The sequence below is a fragment of the Candidatus Protochlamydia naegleriophila genome, assembly GCF_001499655.1.
Taxonomy (GTDB): Bacteria; Chlamydiota; Chlamydiia; order Chlamydiales; family Parachlamydiaceae; genus Protochlamydia; species Protochlamydia naegleriophila.
Genome location: NZ_LN879502.1, coordinates 720,261 through 743,295, shown reverse-complemented (window position 1 = coordinate 743,295; position 23,035 = coordinate 720,261). Strand labels below are relative to the sequence as shown.

The following is a 23,035-nucleotide window of genomic DNA, read 5'->3' as shown; positions in this document are numbered from 1 at the left end:
CCTGCTTATACACAAAACATCTGAAAAATTGCGTTTGCCAATCAATTTCTCTGCTGTTTTGGGCATAAACAACATTATTCTATATTAAAGTTGCCGTACAAGGCGTTGAAACTCTTCCCCTCGATGCACATAGTCTCTAAACATATCAAAACTTGCGCAGCCAGGAGAGAGCAAAACAATCTCACCTTTTTTAGCCAAACCGGCAGCATGTTGAATGGCCAGGTCAAGAGTCGTTGAAATATGCACCGGAATTTGATGTGAAAGTTGACCCTTTATCTTATCAGCAGCCTGCCCAATTGCACAAATCAATTTTACCCGATCTTTAAACAACTGAATCCAAGGAGTATAAGAAGCACCTTTATCGACCCCGCCAGCAATTAAAATAATCATTCCATCAAGAGATTGAACGGCACGCATGACGGCATCAATATTAGTTCCTTTACTGTCGTCATAATAGCGCACCCCATCTCTTTCCAGGACGAACTCAATCCGATGGGACGGTTTTTTAAAAGTGGCATAAGCTTGTAAAAATTGCTGGGCGCTGATTCCTCTCCTTGAGCAAACAGCATAGGCGGCCAAAAGATTTTCGACATCATGGCTCTGCTTTCCTCTTAAAGCGGGAGGCAAGGTAAACATTGCCTGCCCATTAAGAAAGACACATTCCAGGTCGGTATAAACAGTGCAGTCGGCTGTATACCCGTACGAGGAAACCAATTGTCCCTCTAATAAATGTCCATAAGCTTCTTTCGTTTCTCGCTCGACAAATAAACTTCCGCCATTTTTCATAGACCGTTCAATCCCAAACTTTGCTTCCGCATATTTTTGCATTGTCCCATAACGGTCCAGGTGATCGGGAGTCACATTCAAAATAAGGGCCTCATCCAAGATTTTTTGCTGAAGCGTTTCAAGCTGATAAGAGCTCAACTCTAACACGGCGATTTCTTCCGGCTTCAGAGTTAAAATTTCTTGCGTAAAAGGAACGCCCACATTACCAAGCGCCTTTGCCAAAAGGCCGCTTTGGTTGAGCACATGAGTGATCAGTAAGGTGACAGTCGTCTTGCCATTCGTTCCAGTTATGCCAATCATAGAATGATGGGCAGCACGGCACCCAAGCTCAATCTCCCCAATCAGTTCAATCCCCATCTGTAAAGCCTTGACTGCCAAGGGATGTGAGGTTGAGATCCCGGGCGAAAGAACGACTAAATCAAAACCTGCTAAATCGTTCATCTCATGATCGAGCTTAATTTTTAAGCCTTCTTGCTTGATCGCTAATAAGTCTGGATGGGTCTCAAGCATAGTAGCATTGCGATCGACGCCATGCACCTCTGCTCCCAATTTAAGCAGGAAGTTGGCCGCAGAGCGACCGCTAAGCCCGAGGCCGATGACGAGAACTCTTTTGCCTTGATAGGTTGCCAAAACCATGAAGCGACTCCGTTACTGGAATTTTAATGAGGCAATGCCAATGATTGCAAAAAGCAGGCTGATAATCCAAAAACGTATTACAACCTTGGTTTCAGGCCATCCTTTGTATTCAAAATGATGATGCAAAGGGGCACAAAGAAAGATCCGTTTCTTATTGCGCAAGCGGTAGCTGGCTACCTGAAGAATGACCGACAAGGCTTCGGCAACAAAAACACCACCGACAATGCCAAGCAAAAATTCTCTTCGAAGGAGAACCGCAGACACCCCCAAAATGCCGCCGAGTGTCAAAGAACCCGTATCCCCCATAAAGACCTGGGCTGGATGACTATTGTACCACAAAAATCCCAAACTTGCACCAATGAGAGCGCATAAGTAAATGGCAATTTCTCCACTCCCTTCGATGTAGAGGATGTTAAGATAGCCCGCTATGTCTAAATTATTGGAGACAAAAGCAATCAACCCAAGCGAGCCCGCTGCCATGATTAAGCACCCAGCAAGCAAGCCATCTAAGCCGTCCGTTAAATTAGCCGCATTCGAAGATCCGGTAATCACAAAGAACATAAAGAAAGCCATGAGAAGCAATGAAAGCCCTCCAAAAATGACGACCGGCTCTTTGAAGAAAGGAATGTATAGGCGAGAAGCATAGTCTTTTAAACTTATCCCCTTTGTTTGGGGCATATGATCTGCACCGGGCTCGCTTTTGCTCTGCTCATTCTTGACATGCTCTTTGATCACGGGAGGACGAAACCATGTTCCCATCTCGATTGCTTCGTTGATCGGATTGATTAAAAAGTAAGAGGCAATTGCAGCCGATAAAATAAACTGAAAAAACAGCTTCCCTTTTGCCGACATCCCTTTCGTATTTTTATACTTCAATTTGAGATAGTCGTCTCTTCCTCCAATCAGGCCTAAGAAAAAAGTCGTGATCAACAGTATCAGGGTAAAAACATGGGTGAGGTCCATCCACAATAGTAGTGAGACAACCATGGAAAAAAGAATTAAAATTCCCCCCATCGTCGGCGTATTTTGCTTCTTCTCATGCAATTGGCCAAGGAGAGGGCATTCATCTTTGCGAATAGACTGCCCAATCTTCATTTCATAGAGTTTGCGAATAAAATAAGGGCCTAAAAAAATGCTCAGCAGAAGCGAGGTAATAGCCGCCAAAATCATGCGCGTTGAATAATAGGTAAAAACAGCCGGTACTTTTAAAGCCCAGGCCTCTTTTAAATAGTCGATAATAAATAAAATCATAGATGCTCTTAATATTGCGTAAAAAAACGGCTATAGCTCTTCTAATACCTTCCACAACTCTTTAGATCGCGATCCCTTCAATAAAACCACATCAGACGGCTTTAAAACCTGTCTCAAATGAGCAACCAGTGCTGCACGATCAAGAAACAACTCGACAGATCTTCCGGCCTTCTTCCAAACGTCGTAAATAGGACGGCATTCCTCGCCCAAGCACATCACTTTCGCCACTCGGTCTAAAGCAAATTCGCCAACTCTTTTATGGCAATCATTTGAAAATTGTCCAAGCTCCATCATGCTCCCAAGCACTGCCACCTTACATCCTTCTCCTACCGGCTCTGGTAGAGTTTCAAGGGCTGCTTTGGTCGATACTTCGGAAGCGTTGTAAGAATCGTTCAGAAAAACCACACCTTCTCTTTGCACCACCTGCAATCGCTTTTCAGGAAGTCTCAGCATGGCAAGCCCTGTTTTGATCTCTTCCCAGCTCAAGCCAAAATAACGAGCCACAACAACTGCCGCTAAGGCATTATGAACGTTATGTGCGCCAGGCACATGTATGTGTCCAAGCCGGAAAGTTTCTTTTCCACCTTTCACCCTTAGGGTATTATCCATGACTCTATCTAGACTGTAGTCGGCATCTGAAGAGGTCGTCGAAAAAGAAATTTTAGGGCATGAACCCACTTCAGATAGGGTTGTTAAATTAGAAAGATCGTAGTGCAGGATGCCAAGTTTTGTTTGGGAATGTGAAAAAATTTCAGCCTTAGTCAAAGCTATCGCCTCCAGGCTAGCAAAATTGCAGGCATGTACTAAAGCCGCTGTTGTCAAGACCGCAACGTCTGGTGGAGCTATTTGAACGAGTCGCGCAAGCTGACCGGGCTCTGTCATCCCCATTTCTAGTACCAAAATTTCTTCATTGCCCGTTGTATGATTCAAAACGGATAATGGAACGCCCACTTGAGAATTGCTATTGCCAGGAGAAGCTGCCACTGCATAGCGCGAGGAGAGCAAAGACTTAATAAACTCTTTTGTCGTCGTTTTACCAACAGATCCAGTCACCGCCACAATTTGGCTGCGACCGTTTGCTAAGACAGCTCTTGCCAGCTCCTGCAAAGCATCAAGTGGGTCTGCGACATGAAATAAGTGCAACCCATAATTTGGCCCGCGATAAGAGTTTCCCACAATAGCAGCTAAAGCCCCTTTTTTTTGAGCTTCCTCTAAATAAGCATGCCCATCCACCCGAGTCCCTACTAAAGCCACAAAAACCTCTCCTGGCTTTAAGAGACGCGTGTCAACGCAAAATCCTTGCACGATTTCTCGTTGATGTGGCTCAGGACAATTTAAAAACTGAGCTATCTGTTTCCAAGTCATCGATCTCATCGATCAGCTTCCTTTTAAAATGAATGTGCCCGCAAGCTTAAATTTTTCCCTCATTTTTGAACAGCCAGTATGTGCCTAATTGCTTGAAATTTATCCAAATAAGAACATTTTTACTTTTCAATCCGGCAATCACCAGGCTTCCCTTCTGTTACTAAAAAAGATTTTCCTATTTTGCATGCACCTGCCTCCAAAGCATTAGAAGATTCATATTAAATCGCTTAAAACAGGCAACTGTAAAATTGTTGAATGATTCGTTGATTGGAATAAAAATTAAATCTTTTAATCCGACATAGACGCTAAGTCGATTTTAAGCTATAATTGTGAGTCTTATAACTTTTATTACCCTGCTTTTAGATTGATAAATATAAAAAGCGACTATAAAATTATCAACTTGTAGCCGCTCTAATGACAGTCAATACTATTTCCAATGTGAAGGAAAGACCACCAAGTGGCAGACTAAAAGCATACCAAAGCGATGACGCTTGAGCCATGCGATAAGGAGGATGTGTGAAAATTAAAGAATTTAACTGGGGACCAGGCCTGTTTTTGATCATCTATCAAACGCTGCTTCTGATCAGCCTTCCGTTCTACTTTTATTATGCTCCGCCGAGTTGGGGCATGGTTGCCGTTTCGGTCGTTCTTCTTTACTTAACCGGATTGAGCATCACGGCTGGCTACCACCGCTTCTATTCTCATCGCAGTTATAAGGCAAAACCGGTCGTCGAAGCGGCTCTTTTATTTTTCGGATCGATGGCAGGGCAAGGCAGCGCTTTACGCTGGTCTTTCGATCACCGTCTCCACCACGCTCACGTAGATACAGATGAAGATCCTTATTCGATTAAAAAGGGATTTTGGTATGCCCATTTTCTGTGGATTCTGGAAAAACAAAAGAAGATAGATCCGAAAGTCGTTCCAGATCTCTTGCGCAATCCCCTGGTTCAGTTTCAACACAAGTACGACTTCCTATTGATGATTACAACTAACGTCATTGCCTTTTTCTTTGTAGGATGGCTACTAGACGACTATGTGGGTGCTTTTTTCCTTGCTTGCTGGACTCGCCTCTTTGCCCTTCATCACTTTACATGGTTCATCAACTCATTGGCTCATACCTGGGGCGACCGCCCTTTTTGCCAAGAGCAGTCGGCCGTTAATAACTATGTGATTGCCCTTTTAACCTTTGGAGAAGGATATCATAACTACCACCACACCTTCGCCAATGATTATCGCAATGGAATCCGCTGGTACCATTTTGATCCAACTAAATGGTTGATTTGGTCCCTGAATAAGGTTGGCTTGACCACTGGATTAAAGCGAATGGATGCCTATACCATTAAAAAACGCATGGTGCTCGAAAGACAGCAGCTACTGCTTGATCGCGTGTGTGATTTGTGGTACGTCAAAAAAGATGAACTCGAAAAAACTGTTTTGGAGCTATCGGATCGCCTAGTAGCCAAAATTGCCGAGTTCAATAAACTGCGCGATGATTATCGCGCCGCTCGCCGCGAAGGCCAAGAGCGCGAAAGACTAAAAGAAGTCAAGCTTGAATTGGCCAAGCTCAAGAAAAGCCTCAAAGCCGACTGGCGTCTGTGGATTAAGCTTTCACGCAATATCTTGAAGCTAAAGCCCCTTAATATTTGATTCTTGCTGCGAATCACTAAAAGAGCCCATTTGTTCATGACATGATCAACTGGGCCCTTTTTCTAATCCCTTCTTGCACTCACCCTCCATTCTTAAAACGGCATCGGATTGATTGCACTTCCTGTCGAGTTGCCTGTTGGCAAACAACTTTGCAACCGCAAAGCTACCGCCGAACGGCTCGCATTTTTTTTATGCTTTGTGATCAATTTGATTCGCCATTCACAATCCCATTACCCTCAAAAACATCAACGGCTTGCAGAGTGTTGAAATAGAAAAAAGCCTTCGAAACAAAGGCCATTTTCCAATCCTCCTTTCTCATTTTCATGCACATCGGCAAGGTTTTTGCATTAAGCCTAGTCAGAATCGACAAAGTTGAAAAATTAACAACAACAGACTTTCCAGCAATTTAAAATAAACAACAAAGAAATCAAATATTATAACTTTAAAATCAATCTGATTAGTGCTATAATATAATTATTGATATTGATTTATTAATTAATCTTTTTAAAAAGGATTAAAATTATGAATTCAGATATTACTATACATCGTCCAATGGCTACAGAACAAATGGCTCCGGTGCAAACGCCACAGTCACAGACTCGTAGCTCAGCCACAGCGCATGAGCGAGTTAACAACTTCATGGGACATTCTTATGCTTTGTTGGCTCACTTAGAAGAGCAAAACTCTGGTCACACAGGAGAGGTTGCTGTTCAAGTCAACAATATTTACCTTCAAGCCGCCAGTGACCTCTTTAAAATAGAAGCTCAGATTAAACACTCCATCCAAGAGAGTCCAAATCTCTCGAAAAAAGAGGTAAAGGAATTAGCGAAAGCCCTTAAAACAGCCGAAAAAGACATTGCCAAAGTTTTGCAAAAGGCTCAAATAGACGTGGCGTCCGAGATTGGATCTGCTGGCCGCGCCGAGCTCAAAAGAAAGATTGCAACTTTAGCCCAAGGTGGGTTTAAAGCCAAATTCATCGGATTGCTGGCACTTGTTTCTTCCACTAACAAGGCTGCAGTCGACGGCTTTAAACAAGCCAAATTGAGCATGGAAACGGCTAGTAAGAAAGCTTTTGCTGAACCCGTCAACAACGAATCTGAAGTCCAAAGAGACCAGCGGACCGAGTTTAATAACTTCAGGGAAGGTGTTGGCAATTTAAAAAGAAGAGCCGGCATCATCGGGCTTAACGGCGTCTATCGCGTTCAAGTCACATTTTCAGACAAGGCCATTCAGAAGCAATTCAAGTCATTTATCGCTCAAAACCAAAGCCAAAAGACCGAACGCGTGACGATTGCACGCGACTTAACGACTCAAAATGCAAAGGGCGAGCAAGTCCAGTTTAAGAGTAAACTCGTCCCTCTCAATAAAGAATTTGACTCTCTCGTCAATGTAAAAGGAGAAGACGGGGCAGCCAGCCGCGTATTTGAAAATATCTTTGGCGAAAAGGGTGGTATTTCGAGTGCTAACCGCCAGGAATCCCATTTGATCAACGGATGGGAATCCAATTTAAGCGATGAAAGCGGAACGCGCATCTATCAAGCTTTGCGTCACGGAATCACATCTGATAAATTCGAGACCGACAAGGACGTTCGCCAGGCCAATTCAAAAAAGGCGGCAGGCGAGCTTCTAAAAGCGGCCCTCATGCAGCAGTTAGGCGATCAGGGATTATCGCTAGAGGATGCCTCTCGTTCTACTTCTCCCATAACGCTCAATTTCAACTCAGTCAGCTTAGTCACACCCGATGATTTCCGCGCCATCGGATCGAAAGGGGCTAACGAAAAGAACATGCTGTTTGACCAAACCGATGCTCTGCATAGCTATGCAGGAACCAATAAGACGCTTGTCGTCGACGGCCTTCACATCCCCATTAATTTAAGCGTGAATACGTTCAATTTCGGCGTCAACGTAGGTGCCGTCGGCTACGGCCTCGGAACCATCAATCAGTACGAACAAAATGTCAAGGCCTTGCAGGGCCTGGAAGCCCAAGCTCAGGCAGCCATCGACAAGCTTCCCCAAGGCATGCAGAAAGACAATTTAAAAGAACTCTTGGGAGACATCAAGAGCCTAATGGCTGACCGCAAAGCCTATTTAGACGGCGATAACCAATATGAAGTGGGTGCCAAAATCATCAACCTGAGCAATCAGCTCGATCAGTTAAATGGAAACACCAAGTGCGCCTTCAATTGCATGAGCGGTAAAGACCGCACTGGTATGATGGATGGAGTTGCCAAAGCATTTGCTGTTATGCGCTCAATCAATGGCAAGATTCCAACACACGAGGACCTTAAAAACAATGAAGAGATCCGGGAGCAGTTTCGTTCTATCCTGGTTCCCATCCTTCTTGAAATGGGCGGTATTGACATCACTGAAATTAACACAAGCGCAACAGGCTATAAAGTCGGAAAAGAAGCGCAACTGGCTCAATTGCCAGACGATAAATTTTTAGAGATGTTAGGTCTTGCTAAAACAACCTCCAGCTAATAGACTTCTTTCAAAGAGCTCTTAAATTCATTTAAGAGCTCTTTGTAAAAGGATAGCCGCTTAGAGAGTGTTTACAAAATACGATCCGACTGCGATCGGATTTTATAAACACCCCCTTAAGTTTAAGGTTTCATCTTGTACATGGCATGTTCAAAATTTTGCCACGCTTCAGAATAGAAAAAATTGCGGTTTTGAGTTTTAATAAAGTTCTTCTCCAGGCCGCCTATTATCTCAATTTTAAAATCCTCGGTAAACAGATTGGCTGGGATGACAAACGTTTCTCCCTTTTCACGCGCTGTCTTAAACTCTTGAATTTTTTCTTTAATCCTTTTCAAAGTGATCACATTTTCAGCTAAATCAACGTTGATTTCTTTCGGATTGCCTTCAAGAAAATTGCTGAGGGTTTCTGTTGGAAGATAAGTCTTCTCAATATACTCGAGTAAAATTAAGGCCTTCAGAGGATCTTCAATGCGCTCAAATTGCTGCACAAATAGCAAAAATTCCATTCCAAAATCTTTGTACGCATTAGCAAACTCTTTAAATTTAGTCGCTAAAAGAAGCTTTGCAGCGCTCGACAAGGGGTCTGATTCCACTTGCTTGAGCCCCATGAAGTACTTAATCTCCATAACATTCATATGCTGTTCAATCCAACATAGCGCATGATAATGAACAATTGAATTGCGCACCGACTCGCTAATAGCTTGCAGCATCTGCTCTTTTGCAGTCACAACCTGCTGGTCTGTATCGTTCGCTTTAGCTAGCTTCTGGAACAGTTCCTCCGTCTTTTTGACAAGCTCTACCGTCTCGCTTTTCAAATAGCCGCCAAGTGCTCCCTGAAGCCTAGTTCTCAATTCTCCATTAGAAATAACCGCAGAGCTTTGGCTTTTAGGGTAAGGAAAATAGTCATGCAGTTTTGCCCAACACTTTTTGAGCGCTGCTGCCAATTTCGACTCGTCCATTAGCTTAGACTTGGAGATTGAGCTCTTGCGCGGTGTTCGGCTCTCTCTTGCAGAACGAGGACTTGGAAGAACCTCAACCGATGCCGTGCTCACAGTCGTCTGTTTAAAGAAAGACTCCGAACGGATCGACGGAGAAAAAGTTGTCACCACCTTCGATTGAGGCCTCGCAGACCAATGCTTCTTGTCGATGCATTTGTGCAAAATGTAGACTATCAGCTTCTGAAACTTCTTTTCGTCTTCTTCAGACAACGGATTAAAAGTCGCTCGATCTGTTAAATTTAAGTCCTTTTCAGGAGTCTTACTCTGCACAGGACTTCTCACAATTGCCCCAAAAATTGATCTCGGAGACAACATAGTTCCTCGCGGAGTCGAATCGCATGATCTTGGCGATTTTGACGCCTTAGTATCACTTCTTGACGTTTTAGGAGATGTATCGTGAATGATCACAGGACTGAGAGAACTTCCCAATGATGATGAGCTACTCATAGTAGTATTTTCCCCTTAATCCATCTAATGGATATATATATTTAAAAGTGAAACAAATTATTAAAAATAATATCTCATTTATTCAATTCGATTAAAATCATAATAAATTCGATATTAGACTTCAAATTTAACGCTTCAATTCCACAATTAAAATATGTCCTTAGCGTTTAATTTGATTTAAAAACCCTTATATGAAATCACAACTTGTTATATATAAACAAGTTAATATTAAACAAAGAGACAATACCCCTTCTTTTCATGAAAACTTGAATCAGGAGACCAAATTGTCAAATAGCCGGGATTTTCGTCTCATTCTTAAAGCGTTGTCAATTGCGCGATTTTACTCCATTTTGTCCACACTTATTTTTTCATTTCCTCTTTATTCTAGATCATTTAGGAACAGAATTTTTAATTTTCGCAAATCGCGCTTGACGAGATCGCACCTTTTTGTGTATAACCCTTTGCTTTCAACGGTGGTGGCATAGCCAAGTGGTAAGGCAGAAGCCTGCAAAGCTTCCATCCCCCAGTTCGAATCTGGGTGCCACCTTCCTTTTCAACTATTCATATGCTATATCTAGTTGCAACTCCCATCGGAAATTTATCCGATATCACATATCGAGCCATCGAAACGCTGCGCTCATGCGATTATATCCTCTGCGAAGATACGCGCCACAGTCTGCATTTGCTCAAACACTACGACATACACAAGCCTTTAAAAAGCTATCACAAATTTAATGAGACTCAACAAGCGCAGTCCATCCTAGATGATCTTCGATCAGGGCAGCATATTTGTTTAATTTGCGACGCCGGAACACCTGGAATTTCCGACCCTGGAACTGCTTTAGTTCAGCTCTGCATTGAAAACGAAATCCCAGTCACGGCCATTCCCGGACCTTGCGCTGCCATCCAGGCGTTAAGTTGTTCAGGCCTTCCAACCGATCACTTCCAATTTTTTGGATTCCTACCCCGCAAAGAAGGCGAGCTCAAAGATGCCTTGTTAGCCATTCTCTCTTATTCGGGCACGACTATTTGCTATGAATCTCCCCATCGACTGCTTGACACGCTGCACTTATTCCATGCCCTACAACCTCAAAGAGAGCTCGTCATCGCGCGCGAATTGACAAAAAAATTTGAAGAGTTTGTAAGAGGAACACCTCAACAGCTCCTGGAACGCTGGCACAGTGAAGAGCCACGCGGTGAAATTGTCTTGCTGGTCGCCCCTGCAGCCAATACCGAGTCAGATTGGGCCCAGTGGTCGCCCGAAGAACATGTCCAATGGATGCAAGAGACCTATTCCCTCAGCCGTAAAGAAGCCATCAAAATGGTGGCCGATCTTAGGCAAGTTCCTAAAAGACAAATCTATAACCTGTTTCACGAAAAAGATTGAAGAAGATAATAAGATTTTTTTTAAAACAATCTCTTATTTCACTAAATCCTTAAACAGGGTAAACTGGTAGCCAACTGCGCCTATTTCCTGATACACAAAGGACCAGCAATCACCCTTCAAAGCGCAGGCTCAAAGCCTAAATTTTCAGTGCCTTGTGTATCACAAACGAATTAATCCAAAGCGTTGATATGAAAGAAACACAATCCAAGCAATTCGAGCAATTCCTTCACCCCTACATCTTTATTTTAAAAGAAGGCAAAGAAATCCAAGAAGATTTCCTCGACTACTCTCTGTTGCTCTTACAAGTCAGCCTAGCCGATGTTCTTCCTTCTCCTCGTGGAGCTCAAAAGGCTAGCACTCCAATGGCTCAACTGACTAAAAAAAGTAAAATTGCCGCTTGCAAAATTCCCTTTTTTGCACTACTATAACTTTCATCTCTATGGACCGAAAGGGTTGAATTTACGTTTTAAGCAAGGGTGCTTTTGAGATAGTCTGAGCCCGCGTTCTGCATCTTTTGTTCGATGGAGCTAAAGAGAAAAAAGTTATTAATTATCTGGGACGTGCCATCGAATGAGGAAGACTTTTCATCATTTGACGACACGTCCTGGATAGGCTGGTGGAATCCTTCATGTGAAAGTTAGAATTTCAAGGCACTTTCTGAGCGTGATTAGCCGATTATTTCCTTTCACGTCCTGTTCAAAGGCTTAACCAGTTTACCTATCACAACTTCAGAATTTTAACGAGGAGCACTTATGTCAACACCCAAAGAAATTATTTTTGAAGAGGAAGCACGAGAATTCCTTCTAAAAGGAATCAAAAAATTGGCAGACATTGTAGCCTTTACACTTGGACCAAAAGGGCGCAACGTAGGTCTTGAAAAAAGTTGGGGAGCACCGACCATTACGAATGATGGAGCCAGCATTATTCGCGACATTCAGCTTCAAGATAAGTATGAGAATATGGGCGTGGCCATGGCGAAAGAAGTTGTTCAGAAAATCAAAGAGAAGTGCGGCGATGGAACGACGACAGGCACATTGCTCTTAAGAGCCTTGGTTGAAGCAGGGATCAAGAATATTTCCTCCGGTGCAAGTCCGATCGGCATTAAGAGAGGGATGGATAAAGCTGTTGAAGCCATTGTCAAAGCAATTGAACAAGTTGCCATTCCAGTCAAAACAAAGCAGGAGAAAAGAGACATTGCAGTTGTTTCCGCATCAGGCAACCATGAAATCGGCGATTTAATTGCCGAAGCAATGGAAAAGGTGGGCAACTCGGGTGCCATCACGATTGAAGAGGGAAAAACGACCGAGACTGCTATTGAAGTGGTTAAGGGAATGAAATTTGATCGCGGCTACGTGAGCCCGTATCTTTGCACAAATCTTGAGAAAATGATCGTCGAAATGAATCACGCACAAATCCTTCTCGTCGATAAAAAAATCTCGAACATTCACGAACTTCTTCCTGTTCTGCAGGCAACAGCCGCGGCTGGAAGCGAACTGCTCATCATTGCAGAAGACATTGAAGGCGATGCTCTATCAACACTTGTGGTCAACAAGCTACGTGGAACATTGAAAGTGGCAGCTGTCAAAGCGCCTGGTTTTGGCGATCGCCGCAAAGCCATGTTACAAGACATTGCAATCCTGACTGGAGCAACCGTTGTTTCGGAAGAGGTTGGCATTTCTTTAAAAGAAATTCCAGCCACAGCTTTGGGCTCTGCTGAAAAAGTCACCGTTACCAAAGAGACTACGACAATCGTCGGAGGAACGGGTACGCCTGACGAAATCGCTGCACGCATTAAGCAAATCGATGCCGAAATAGCCCTAACCAAAAGCTCTTACGACAAAGAGAAGCTAGAAGAGCGTCGCGCGAAGTTAAGCGGCGGTGTAGCCGTTATCCGTGTAGGAGCTGCGACTGAGACAGAAATGAAGCAGAAAAAGCAGATGTTCGATGACAGCTTAAATTCGACTAAAGCAGCTTTGGAAGAAGGAATCGTCCCAGGCGGAGGCGTAGCCCTACTTAATGCGAGCAAAGTTTTGAACGACATCAAGCTCGAAGGCGATGAAGCCATCGGTGCAAAAATTGTTCTACAGGCATGTGAAACTCCAATTAAGCAAATCGCTCAAAACACGGGTTTTGATGGCAGTGTCATTTTAAGCGAAATCTTGCGCTCGCCTAAGAACTTTGGCTTCAACGCCTTGAGTGAAAAAGTGGAAGATCTTGTTTCAGCCGGTGTGATCGATCCAGCCAAAGTCGTAAAAAACACACTGACTTATGCAGCATCAGCCGCAGGCATTATTCTTCTTTCTGAGGCACTCATTGCCGATGCAGATGAAGACGAGGACAAGCCAGAGTAACCCTTTGGCCTTATTTAACCCTCTTTGGAAAGAAGGCAAGCTGACTTGCCTTCTTTTCTTTTTTAAAAAGATGATATTTTGACTCCATGAGCAAACCTCTATCCACTTCCATCTTATACCTCGCCCTGGCAAGCTTCGTTATGGGTTGGTGGATATTAGCGTTTAGAATCCATCAGCCAAGCTCGATTCAAGCCCCGCTTTCAGAGCAGGCGGCTCTAACTCTGCAGACATCCGATCTTCTACCTTTTCTATCCCCTTTGCAGCGCGACTCTCTTCACCAGGCATTGGCGGGAGATAGGCGCCTCATGCTTGAGTTGATGTCTCAATGGCAAAAAGATTCTGAAGTCCTAATGACCAAAGGGGTGAGCGGCATCCAAGCCCTGACAGACGACGCTTTTCTACAAGCCCACTTGCTCTCTCGTCTGATCGACGAATCCTCTGATGCTCAATTAAGCGCTCTCAATCGGCACGTGCGCCTAAAAGAAATACAAGATGATGCTGGACGTCTGATTAAATTAGAGGACACCTTCACCCGTTTTCTACCCCAAAGCTATGTAGCAGCAAGCTTTCTCCTCGCCATTGCCTCTCCCAATGAGATTATCGCCATACCAAAAGGCTTAAGAGATCTGCCTCAACTCTATGCGCCTGATCTTCTCGATCGAATCCCCCATCAAGTGGAATACTACCGAGGCGAAAAACTTTATCTAGCCCGTCCTCACCTCGCCTTTATTGCCCACTACTCGCATCCTCCCACTTTAGAGATGCTGCGCAATCAAGGCATTCGCCTCTGCACCATCAAAAATATCGATACATTGAGTGACATTCAAGAAACGCTGCTTAAGATTGGGCACGCCAGCAATCACCCTTTAGAAGCCAATCTGCTTGCGCTTTTTATTAATGCCTCTTTCATGGCTATTGACAACCGTCTGCGTGCACTCGAACAACTAACTCCCCATTCAACCTCTTCTTTAACCCAAGTCCTATATCTCTATTACCACCACCAATACATGCTTCCGACAACCAAATCTTTGAGTGGTCAACTTGTTGAGAGAGCCTTTAGCCACTGTAAAAGCCTCAAATGTCCCATTAAGCAAAGTTCTACAGAATGGCGCGTTCCTTTTGATCAAGAAAAAATTATCAATTACAATCCTGATTGCCTAATCCTCTCAGTTCCTTCAAGCGCCACTGGTTTTAAAGAATGGATGGAAACCGATAAAGTTTTCCAAAGGCTCAAGGCCTTGCGTTCAAACCGCCTCTTTATAGTCGATGAAACCGTCCAGGAATCTCCTACACAGTACATCATCTTAGCCTATTTCGATCTCTTACAAGCTCTAGCTGGTGCTTATTGTCTATGAAATCTTTCTGCTTTTACCTTTTTCTTTTACTCTTATTATTGCTAGCTAGCGCTCTCTTTACCATCAGCAGCGGAGAAACCCCCTGGTCAACTGTCTGGCAAGGAGCTCTTCTTCGCCTTCACGAAAATAGTTCAGATTGGAACCCTCTGCTCGATGAACGCTTACCGCGCCTACTCGTTTTAATCTGCACCGGAGCCTCTTTAGCTGTATCGGGCGCAGTGATGCAGTCCTTGTTCCACAATCCTTTGGCCTCACCGAGCATTCTAGGAATTAGCTCAGGTGGATGTCTGGCTGTCGTTCTAGTCTTTATTTTCAATTTACGCTTCAGTCATCCTTATGCTCTTCCCTTAGCCGCCTTTCTCGGCTGCCTTCTCACCCTTTGCATCGTCTATGCTATTGCGAGATATCAGGAAGGAGCCCATTTAACCAATCTCATTCTCACAGGCATTGCCATTTCAACCCTACTCATTGCCGTACAAAGCCTCATCTTGTATGCCCTGCGGGATCACTGGCAGCTGATTCAGACCATTACAGAATGGGAAGCCGGCTCTACCACCGATAGGGGTTGGCAGCACGTGCATATGCAACTTCCTTTGACGCTTGTTGGATTATGGGGATGCTGTAACTACAGGCAAGAAATGAATATTTTGGCCCTTGGCGAAGAAGAGGCCACAAATCTTGGAGTAGATGTGAAAAGGGTGCGCTGGCGCCTGTTTCTTTGCATTTCTCTTTTGACGGGTGGCGCCTTAGCAGCCGTCGGCATGATTGCCTTTTTTGGACTCGTTCTACCCCATGTCATTCGCCGCCTGCAAGGCCCCGATCATCTCACCCTCATTCCACTTTGCATAGTTGCCGGAGCTGCCATCTTGACCTCTATCGACGTTTCGCTGAGATTTTTTGACTTGCACGCCATTTCAATCGGCAATTTTTCTGCCATCATTGGAGGAAGCTGTTTTTTAATCCTCCTTTTCCGTTCACAAAGACGCTTAGCCTTTTAGAGCTCATATGACACTGAAAACACACGGATTGACTTACCAACTCAAAGAAAAAAAGCTAATCGAACAGATTTCACTCACCTTTGAACCGGGATTTGTCTATGGCATTCTAGGACCCAACGGGTCGGGAAAATCCACGCTGCTCAAAACTATGACTGGTATTTGGCAGCCCACGGCTGGAAGAGTTGAATGGCAAGGTGAGCCCCTGTTGCAAAAGCCGCGCGCTGAAATTAGCCGTACCTTGTCCCTCGTTCCGCAAAATCCCCTCCTCCACTTCGACTTCTTGGTCGAAGACATTGTCAAAATGGGACGCTATTCACATGGATACATCCCAAAACGAGATGAGGTATTGATCCAGTCGATCCTCGAAAAAGTGGATGCCTGGCATCTGAGAAAGCAGTTTTTATCGCAATTGTCCGGCGGCGAAAAGCAAAGAGTGTACATTGCAAGAGCTCTCGTCACAGAAGCTCCTGTGCTGCTCCTGGATGAACCCACCTCTTATTTGGACGTACGCCATCAATTGGAAATCTGGAAGCTCTTAAGGGTTTTAGCAGAGCACGGCAAAACGGTCATCGTTGCCGTCCATGATTTACTAGCAGCCAATCGCTTTTGCGATTGCCTCTCCATTCTCCATCAAGGAACATGTGTCGCAACAGGCCTTTACGATGCAGTCGTCAATCCAGCCCTACTTCACTCTATTTTTGGCATTCAGCTCACAAACCAAAAGGGCTTTTCTTACGACTTGTCTTCTTAGTCGACCCTTTCTTTAATAGAAACGGTAAATAGGAAAACGGTATCTTTATCCAAGATTCCTCAAAATCTCCCTATTTACCGTCAAATTCACTTCTAATTAAAACTTTTTGAGCCTAAAACAAACAATTAATGATAGGATTGTGCTCTCATCATTTTAGGCAAGCCTGCCCGTTTTGGAGCGGCAACGACCCGGCCTTCGTCAACCTCACTCGCATGCTTTAGAGACTCAGGCTCTGGGGCAAGCATGGCAAGTTTTGGAGTCGTATGCGATAAAGCTTGCAGTTTTTCCTGACGAACCGAACGGATGATTTTCTTTTGGACATTTCTAAGATGATGAGCAGTATCTTTCATGACAACACCTCCCAGATAAAAGTTTGAAAGAAGAAAGATTCTATCTCCCCTCTATTTTGAATTATAGCAGCTTCAGATTAATCTTACACTAGTGAAAGTTAATTATTCAGATCAAAAAATCATTAAATTAATTATCAAAAAAAACTTATCGGCAATAATAGTTGGAAATGGGAACGAGATAGGATCTAAGTCTTAACTTTGTGATGCTGTTTGATTGCATTTTACGTATCATCCAGCATCACGATTCTAGTCTAAAGCGGCTGATTGGGTATTGCCCTGCGTCCAAAATAGGCATCGATATCGATTAATCCGCTTTGCTGCAAGATAATGAAAACAATGGCTATTGGTGCAACCCAACGGACAAAAATCATCCATGGACGCCATAGCCAACGCAGGGCCGTTCCAGAATTAAATTCTTCTTTTCCCAACTCTTTATCCAGAATCCATCCAGTAAAAATAGAGACTAGCAAACCGCCAATTGGTAAAAACCAAAGCGTGACCAAATCATCAATCGTCTGGAAAAATGTCTTTCCGTAAATGGCCGGCCAGTTGGCAAATAGCGTATTCGTGTTTGATAAAGCGCTCGGAATTCCAAAAACAAAGCAACTGATTGCCACCACTAGAACAGCCTTTTGGCGCGACCATCCGAGCAGATCGGTAAAGTTCGCTGCCACGACTTCGATCAAAGCGACGGCAGAGGTCAGCGCTGTAAAGACAAAAAGAATAAAAAAACCAGTGGAAATGAATAAAGCCCCTGGCAGCTTGGCAAATAAAACAGGTAGGGTCTTAAAGACTAGGCCGGGTCCAGCTTCTGGAGCAAAGCCGAAAGTAAAGATGATTGGGAAAATCATCAATCCCGCCAAAAGAGAAATCAAAACGATCATAACGCCAATGATCACCGCCGTTTTTGGAATATCATCTCCGCGACGCATATAGCTGCCATAGGTAAGCATGATCCCCTGCCCTAAACTCAGAGTAAAAAAAGACAGCCCGAGTGCTTCGATGGCTGCCGACGGTTTAAAGCGGGCTAAATCAGGATAAAAAATGAATTGCACCCCTTCCTTAAAACCTTCAAGGGTCATGGCAAACAAGCACATGCCAACCAAAATCACCAATAATCCAATCGTCATGAAGCGGCTCCAGTATTCAATCCCTTGCCTCACTCCACGATAGACAACCGCCGCCGTTAAAGCAGTGAAGAGGAAGTGCCAAAAGAGGGTAATGTCCGCCGATGATGACAGGACGTCAAAAATATTAGAAATTTCTTGCGCCGTCCGATTTTCATAAAACTGGCTAAGCGACATGAAAACATAGTTGAGTCCCCAACCGGCTAACACGCTATAAAATGACATGATCAAAAATGAAGAAGCGACTCCCAGCCAGCCAACGCTTTTCCAGGCAGCTGAATTATTGGCCAAATTGGCAAAAATTCCAACCGCGCCTCTTTGCGCTTTGCGTCCTAAAACAAGCTCTGCAATAAAAACAGGAATGCCAATAAAAAACGTGCAAAGAATATAGATGAAAACAAAGATCCCCCCTCCATTCTCACCCGTCACATAGGGAAACTTCCATAATGTGCCCAGACCGATTGCCGATCCAGCCGCTGCTAAAATAAATCCTAAATGTGAACTCCAATGTTCTCGTTGTTTCTGCATGAGTGATCTCCAATTACTAACTATATTTATTGTGGCGCTAGAAGACATGCCTGCTGCACGAGTGCCTGAGGCTGGAGGGAATAAGGAGGATAGCTTCAAAGGAACTTGAACCTATCAAAAATAAAAAGCGTGTGTTAACATAATCTTTCGCTAATCACAACCCGTCTAACGGCCGCGGATCATAGCAAACAGCGGCCAGATTTGACAATAGTTATTTTTTAGCGTATCAGTAAAAGATTGAAGAGTGCATAAAGTCATGAGGTCGAGCGATGCTTTTGTCTTTATTTGTGGAAGCCGCTGTCGTTGGAGTGGTTTGCATCATTTTTTTAATTTTATTCGTGGTAGCCGGCATTCGGCAAATGATTAAAGAAAAAGATTCGTAAGAGACTATGCTGAAAGTTATTCAAGATGAAAAGCCCTGGTATGCAAACGGCCTCTCTTTTGAGTGCACAGGCTGCGGTCAATGCTGTACCGGAGCTCCAGGTTACATTTGGGTCAATGAAGAAGAAATAGAACAGATTGCAGCCCATCTCAATTTATCCATCCAGGAATTTGCCGATCGCTTTTTGCGCAGGATCAAAGGTCGCTTCTCTTTACTAGAGCGCCCGCACACCTACGACTGCGTTTTTTTAAAAGACAGAAAGTGCCAAATTTACTCTGTTCGCCCAACCCAGTGCCGCACCTACCCCTGGTGGCCGCAAAATCTCAAATCAGAAAAAGATTGGCGCGAAGCTGCTGCGTGGTGTGAAGGCATTTGTGCCAATGCTCCAACTGTCCCTTATGAAACGATCTCCCAGCAATTGGCCATTCAAATCGGAGAAACGCCTAATGGAGACTCCTCCCTATAAAGTCTTAGCCATTGGATCGGGTAAAGGTGGAGTTGGTAAATCGACCATCGCCGTCAATCTAGCCGTGGCTATGGCTCAGCAAGGATTAAATGTAGCCCTGCTCGATGCCGACATCTACGGCCCCTCCATCCCGATCATGTTGGGACTGCGGCGTTTAAGTCCAAGACTCGAAAAACAGGCCGATGGGAGCATCAAAGTCATTCCTTTTGCGAAATTTGGCATTAAAGCCCTGTCCATCGGATTTTTCATGGAAGAGGCACGTTCTGTTATTTGGCGCGGTCCACTGCTTCACTCCACTTTACAGAAAATGATCCAGGATACAGTTTGGGGGGATATAGATCTCTTGTTAATCGACCTTCCTCCAGGTACTGGCGATTGCCTGCTTTCCCTCTCTCAGCTGCTCAGAATCGAGGGAGCCTTAATTGTTTCTACACCGCAAGAAGTCGCCATGGTCGATGCGATCAAAGCCATCAATGCCTTTTATCAATTAGAGATTCCCTTGCTCGGCATCATCGAAAACATGGCAGGATTTACCGTTCCTGAAACAGGCCAAACCTATCACATTTTTGGACAGGGAAAAGGAAAAGAATTGGCCAGCCGATTTAATGCCCCTTTATTGGGCAGCTTTCCCCTTATTCCAGACATTCGGCAAGGTGGCGACGAGGGCTATCCTAGCGCCTTTCACCAAGGCAATTCTACTGCCAGCGCTCTTTTTTCCGAATTGGCAAAAGAGGTCAATCAAAGCTTGCGCCCACTAGCGAACCCCTTCTGCCTTTAATGAAAGCATGTATGCAAGACTTTAACCAGACTTAAGGCACCCTAGTCCCCTCTTCCTGAAAAGTCCGGGCCATGAGATTTAGACGAAGCTTCAAACCGTGCATTTTCGTATAGCTATAAATATCTTTATTAGCTCTTGGATCACGCAGTGTAAAAATACGCCTGAGCCGCTTAAGGTGTTGAACATCCGCCTCATTCTGAGACTGACTATCAACAATGGTATTCAAACCAGAAAGTGATTGCATCGTTTTAACGCAGGAGAGCGGCAAAGAACTAGCTCTTATAGACGCCAATTCTTCGGGAAGGAGATGCGGCGCAGGCACGCTTTTGTCGAATAAGGCATTGAACTCTTCCTTACTTACGCGTTCAAAAGCTAGTATCCCCTTATAAGCGATCGTTGCGCAATTAAAGGCATCATTCTGCCTAATCATCATGGGCGTAAAAATCTCAGAATCGGGAAAAACCTCTCTTGTTAATCTGCAAAATTTCACGATGAAACTCTTCAAGAAGTTATCTCCCCCGATTCCTCCACTGTCTAACACGAGAGCGATCATTCTTCCCTGCTGTTTTTCAATAATCACAGTCGAGGTATGAAGAGCCTTATTCCCCTCATCTTCTTTGCAACGAATAAAGAAATAATGCCTTCCATCTTCTGTGCCCAACTCCCGCAGCTTTTGAACATAGTCTTGATAGCCACCACAGATCGTGCTTGCACCTTTAAAACGAGCTTTTTCTCTTGCCATTTCCAATAATATAGCCATCCCGGCCGGCATAATCGCCGTGCAAGGGTAAAACTCTCTCTTTGAGGGAGCAAAAACGATCTTATCCGTGAATAATTCGGGATAGGCTTGAGAAATCTCATAAACAGCGGTGGCATACAAACCGTACATTTCATCAACGATATGCCCTTTTTTAACCGCAATGGCCTCTTGCTCGGCTGGATCCTTCACATTCAGCTCTTTAAAGCCAACCTCTTCCAAAGACCTAAACATCTTTTTATATGTCTGAGAGAGCTCTTCGAATAACTCGAGAATTCCCTGCTGCCCTATTTGCCCAAAGTAGTCCCTTACCTGTAGCTTAGAGCTCTGATCAAAGATACTGAAAAATTCCTTCAATCTCTCATTTTCCACGATAGACTTGATACCATCCAATTGTGATACGACTTCATTAAAGGAGTCTTGTTCCAGACAATTATCGCTCAATGGAATGAATGAGGCATTTCGATTCGGCAAAAGGGGTGAAACGAAAGGCTCGAGCTGCCTTCTAGCTTCTTTGAAACTAGAATGGAGTCGAATAGCAAGCGGAAAAAAGACAAGCGTGCACCCTAATAAAATGGGTGACACAATAGACCACACCTTAGCTGTTGATGCGACCAGCCAATTGTCTGATTTTGTCTTCGATACGACCCAAACAGCATGGCGCCCCAACCAATGACTTGCCAACGAAAGGGTGTTTAAGCCCGGTCGTACCTCAGAAGCTTGAGCCTGAATTGCAATAATCATGAAAACGCCTCAACAATACTTATTCATTAATTAAAAAATATCAGTTAATTATATTAATAAACAATTAATTATTAAGCAATGAATTAACAGTTTTTTAAAGTATCGTAGAAAAAGGCGCACTCACATGGCGTTTAAACCCTGATCATGTTGCGAGCGGAAAAGCGGACAACTGTCTCGAGTAATTCTTGGTGCGGCAGCTCGGCAACCATTTTTTTAATTTTCTCTCCCTCTTTTTTAACCCTTGTCGCTAAAACGGTGTGAACTTTGACAGGGTTATCCCTTCCAATATCCACGTAAGCCGTATGCCTATTGAGATAGGTCTCAAAAGTGTCACCTTGCTTATAGGCCTCATTTTTTGCAGCATATGCTTGGACAAATGAAGTCGATGTCGCATTGCGAACGAAGGAAGGAGGCATATCTTTCCAAGCAACGCTAAACAGCTCACCCTTATTTTTAGCCGGGATAGAATTGAGCATATTAAAGAATGCTCCATGCTTATAAGCTTGAAAGACAGAATCAAAAGAAAAAAAACTGCAATTGTAGCTATCAAACTGAATCCGATCTTCATCTCCTACAATGAAAACCTTTTCATAGTTCAGTTTTTTTAAAAACAACGCTATTTGTACCCCTCGCTTATCTTTGGCTGCATCCATGACCGCGGCTTGCAAAACACCTTCATTACTCTCGACGATAACAGCCGTGTAATGAACATCGTTCCTAACCAATAATTGAATCTGCTGCGCTCCTTTTTGACTAAAAAGGCGCTTTAAATTTTCCAAGCACTCTTGTAAATCGCAAGCATCGACAGTATAGCAGTTGAACCCAGAAGATTTTTCTTTCTTCGATCGAATCATGAGGGCCATTAAACTATCGCGATTGACGGCATACTCTTGTAAATCGCCTATAACTTTCTCCTGTAATACTTTCCCCTCGTGTTGAGACAAGAGATCAATTTTTTCCTGATTACCCAAATAGGGAGCCAACTCTTTCAAAATTGTCCCCTCTTTAGTAACCGGTACAGAATAATATTTCTTAAAAACGTTGATCAAAACCTGATTTTTTAAATCGTGCTGCAAATTGTGAATCTCTTCCTTGCACGCATCGCCTTCATTCATTCGCAGCTCTAACTGGCTCAATACATCGACCAAAGCATTTTTAAATTGCACCGTATCTTCGGTTTGCTCAAGATCCTCTTTCTTTTTTCTCAAAAAAAGCTTGAAAAATTTTTGTGAATTGCTATCGAGGGAGTTTTGAAGTGATTGCTGTAAATCCAACGACAGGCTCTGAAACGCAATTTGAGCAGAATGAGTAACGCATTCCTCTTTATGGTTCGATACACTATAAAGAGTCGACTGCTGTGTCGTTTGAAAGCCGGCAGACGAATTCATAGTAATTTCTGAACTATAATGAATAGTATTCATCTTTATTCCTTTGTATAATTTAATAGTAA

18 protein-coding genes and 1 tRNA gene are annotated in these 23,035 nt (G+C 43.8%); 11 read left to right on the top strand and 8 right to left on the bottom strand.

The genetic code is table 11. The annotated features are described in order from the left end of the window. Positions 1 to 84: 84 nt before the first annotated feature. Genes murD through PNK_RS03045 form a run of 3 tightly spaced genes read right to left on the bottom strand, consistent with a single transcriptional unit; the run spans position 85 to position 4,047 of the window. The gene (murD, locus tag PNK_RS03055) at positions 85 to 1,422 is read right to left on the bottom strand and encodes a UDP-N-acetylmuramoyl-L-alanine--D-glutamate ligase (RefSeq protein WP_032125178.1); all 1,338 of its coding nucleotides are present in this window, start codon (positions 1,420 to 1,422) and stop codon (positions 85 to 87) included. 12 nt (positions 1,423 to 1,434) lie between these two features. Next, positions 1,435 to 2,673: a phospho-N-acetylmuramoyl-pentapeptide-transferase gene (mraY, locus tag PNK_RS03050; RefSeq protein WP_032125177.1), complete on the bottom strand. Its 1,239-nt coding sequence runs from the start codon at positions 2,671 to 2,673 to the stop codon at positions 1,435 to 1,437. A gap of 30 nt (positions 2,674 to 2,703) precedes the next feature. After that, positions 2,704 to 4,047, bottom strand: coding sequence for a UDP-N-acetylmuramoyl-tripeptide--D-alanyl-D-alanine ligase (locus PNK_RS03045; protein WP_059060224.1), 1,344 nt, complete (start codon positions 4,045 to 4,047; stop codon positions 2,704 to 2,706). A 507-nt stretch (positions 4,048 to 4,554) separates the two neighbouring features. Between PNK_RS03045 and PNK_RS03040 the strand changes: the two genes are divergently transcribed. Together PNK_RS03040 and PNK_RS03035 are read left to right on the top strand one after the other, a co-directional pair. Continuing rightward, the gene (locus tag PNK_RS03040) at positions 4,555 to 5,685 is read left to right on the top strand and encodes an acyl-CoA desaturase (RefSeq protein WP_051981885.1); all 1,131 of its coding nucleotides are present in this window, start codon (positions 4,555 to 4,557) and stop codon (positions 5,683 to 5,685) included. Positions 5,686 to 6,207: 522 nt separating this feature from the next. After that, positions 6,208 to 8,166, top strand: a complete 1,959-nt coding sequence (locus tag PNK_RS03035; RefSeq protein WP_059060222.1) for an inositol phosphate phosphatase SopB — start codon at positions 6,208 to 6,210, stop codon at positions 8,164 to 8,166. A gap of 122 nt (positions 8,167 to 8,288) precedes the next feature. Here PNK_RS03035 and PNK_RS03030 read toward each other — a convergent pair whose 3' ends face one another. Continuing rightward, the gene (locus PNK_RS03030) at positions 8,289 to 9,479 is read right to left on the bottom strand and encodes a hypothetical protein (RefSeq protein ID WP_059060221.1); all 1,191 of its coding nucleotides are present in this window, start codon (positions 9,477 to 9,479) and stop codon (positions 8,289 to 8,291) included. Positions 9,480 to 10,086: 607 nt separating this feature from the next. On the opposite strand from PNK_RS03030, the gene PNK_RS03025 reads away from it, so the two are divergent. From PNK_RS03025 to PNK_RS02995, 7 genes are all read left to right on the top strand, one after another. Beyond that, a tRNA-Cys gene (locus PNK_RS03025) sits at positions 10,087 to 10,158 on the top strand. A gap of 18 nt (positions 10,159 to 10,176) precedes the next feature. Further along, the gene (gene rsmI / locus PNK_RS03020; RefSeq protein WP_032125944.1) at positions 10,177 to 10,998 is read left to right on the top strand and encodes a 16S rRNA (cytidine(1402)-2'-O)-methyltransferase; all 822 of its coding nucleotides are present in this window, start codon (positions 10,177 to 10,179) and stop codon (positions 10,996 to 10,998) included. Between the two features lie 188 nt (positions 10,999 to 11,186). Continuing rightward, positions 11,187 to 11,426, top strand: coding sequence for a hypothetical protein (locus tag PNK_RS03015; RefSeq protein WP_059060220.1), 240 nt, complete (start codon positions 11,187 to 11,189; stop codon positions 11,424 to 11,426). Between the two features lie 324 nt (positions 11,427 to 11,750). Next, positions 11,751 to 13,349, top strand: coding sequence for a chaperonin GroEL (gene groL / locus PNK_RS03010; RefSeq protein ID WP_032125172.1), 1,599 nt, complete (start codon positions 11,751 to 11,753; stop codon positions 13,347 to 13,349). Positions 13,350 to 13,435: 86 nt separating this feature from the next. Then, positions 13,436 to 14,704, top strand: coding sequence for an ABC transporter substrate-binding protein (locus PNK_RS03005; protein WP_079992783.1), 1,269 nt, complete (start codon positions 13,436 to 13,438; stop codon positions 14,702 to 14,704). Further along, a complete protein-coding gene (locus PNK_RS03000) occupies positions 14,701 to 15,702 on the top strand; it encodes a FecCD family ABC transporter permease (RefSeq protein ID WP_059060218.1) in 1,002 nt (333 codons plus the stop codon). The genes PNK_RS03005 and PNK_RS03000 overlap by 4 nt, the downstream gene beginning before the upstream one ends. Positions 15,703 to 15,709: 7 nt before the next feature. Beyond that, positions 15,710 to 16,453, top strand: a complete 744-nt coding sequence (locus PNK_RS02995) for an ABC transporter ATP-binding protein (RefSeq protein ID WP_059060217.1) — start codon at positions 15,710 to 15,712, stop codon at positions 16,451 to 16,453. Positions 16,454 to 16,578: 125 nt separating this feature from the next. Here the strand turns inward: PNK_RS02995 and PNK_RS02990 are convergent, their stop codons facing one another. Beyond that, positions 16,579 to 16,803 (bottom strand): hypothetical protein, encoded by a 225-nt coding sequence (locus PNK_RS02990; RefSeq protein ID WP_032125168.1) that lies wholly within the window; start codon positions 16,801 to 16,803, stop codon positions 16,579 to 16,581. A 251-nt stretch (positions 16,804 to 17,054) separates the two neighbouring features. Beyond that, positions 17,055 to 18,458 carry a sodium-dependent transporter gene (locus tag PNK_RS02985; RefSeq protein WP_059060216.1) on the bottom strand — a complete coding sequence of 468 codons (1,404 nt, stop codon included), beginning with the start codon at positions 18,456 to 18,458 and terminating at the stop codon, positions 17,055 to 17,057. A 389-nt stretch (positions 18,459 to 18,847) separates the two neighbouring features. Between PNK_RS02985 and PNK_RS02980 the strand changes: the two genes are divergently transcribed. Both PNK_RS02980 and PNK_RS02975 read left to right on the top strand, forming a co-directional pair. Beyond that, the gene (locus tag PNK_RS02980; protein WP_059060215.1) at positions 18,848 to 19,306 is read left to right on the top strand and encodes a YkgJ family cysteine cluster protein; all 459 of its coding nucleotides are present in this window, start codon (positions 18,848 to 18,850) and stop codon (positions 19,304 to 19,306) included. Continuing rightward, positions 19,287 to 20,084 carry an Mrp/NBP35 family ATP-binding protein gene (locus PNK_RS02975; protein WP_059060214.1) on the top strand — a complete coding sequence of 266 codons (798 nt, stop codon included), beginning with the start codon at positions 19,287 to 19,289 and terminating at the stop codon, positions 20,082 to 20,084. The genes PNK_RS02980 and PNK_RS02975 overlap by 20 nt, the downstream gene beginning before the upstream one ends. Positions 20,085 to 20,115: 31 nt before the next feature. On the opposite strand, the gene PNK_RS02970 is transcribed toward PNK_RS02975, so the two are convergent. After that, positions 20,116 to 21,585: a hypothetical protein gene (locus PNK_RS02970; protein ID WP_059060213.1), complete on the bottom strand. Its 1,470-nt coding sequence runs from the start codon at positions 21,583 to 21,585 to the stop codon at positions 20,116 to 20,118. A 131-nt stretch (positions 21,586 to 21,716) separates the two neighbouring features. After that, positions 21,717 to 23,006: a YopJ family acetyltransferase gene (locus PNK_RS02965; protein ID WP_059060212.1), complete on the bottom strand. Its 1,290-nt coding sequence runs from the start codon at positions 23,004 to 23,006 to the stop codon at positions 21,717 to 21,719. Positions 23,007 to 23,035: the final 29 nt, after the last annotated feature.